Origin of the sequence: Mycobacterium sp. UM_11 (assembly GCF_001414075.1) — a bacterium.
Taxonomy (GTDB): domain Bacteria; phylum Actinomycetota; class Actinomycetes; order Mycobacteriales; family Mycobacteriaceae; genus Mycobacterium.
In genome coordinates, this window is record NZ_LATC01000226.1 from 1 (window position 1) to 851 (window position 851).

An 851-nucleotide genomic window follows, 5' to 3' on the forward strand; every position below is an offset into this window, starting at 1 on the left:
ACGCGCTCGACGCCGAGGACTTGGGCGTAGATGCCGGCGAGGATCTCCTCGACGGCATTGGTGGGGGCGCGGTAGCCGGAGGCGGTGTATTCGGGGGCGGGCAGGGCGCGGGTGTCGAGTTTGCCGTTGATCGTCAACGGCAAGGCTTGGAGCGGGACCAGGGCGGTGGGGACCATGTAGCCCGGCAGCCGGTCGGCCAGTTCGGTGCGCAGCGCACTCGGCTCGGCGGTGCCGGTGTAGTAGCCGACCAGGCGCTTGTCGCCGGGGCGGTCCTCGCACACGATCACCACGGCCTCGTCCACACCGGTCAAACCTGTTAGCGCGCTTTGGATTTCACCCAACTCGATGCGATACCCGCGGACCTTGACCTGGGCGTCGGCGCGCCCGACATACCGCAGCTGTCCGTCGGCACCCCAGCGCACCAAATCCCCGCTGCGATACATCCGCTCGCCCGGCTCGCCGAACGGGCAGGCGACAAACCGGGTCGCGGTGAGCCCGGCCCGGCGCAAGTAGCCCAACCCGACCCCGCGGCCGGCCACATACAACTCCCCGACCACCCCGACCGGCACCGGGCGCAACCACCCGTCCAGCACGAACAACGCCGCCCCGGGCACCGCCGACCCGATCGGCGGCACCCCGGACTTCGCCGCCAACGGGAGGCTCGCGGTGGTGAAGACGGTCGCCTCGGTCGGGCCGTACACGTTGACCATCACCCGCCCCGGCGCCCAGCGGTCCACCAACTCCGCCCCCACCGGCTCGGCGCCCACCACCAACGCCGTGCCCTCGAGCCCCTGCGGCGAGAGCATCCGCACCGCGGCCGTGGTCTGACTGAGCACGCTGACCCTTTCGGC

At 71.6% G+C, this 851-nt stretch carries 1 protein-coding gene; it reads right to left on the reverse strand.

The features are described from left to right. Positions 1-851: AMP-binding protein (locus WU80_RS24765; RefSeq protein WP_156349774.1), on the reverse strand; the 851-nt coding region annotated here is incomplete at both ends.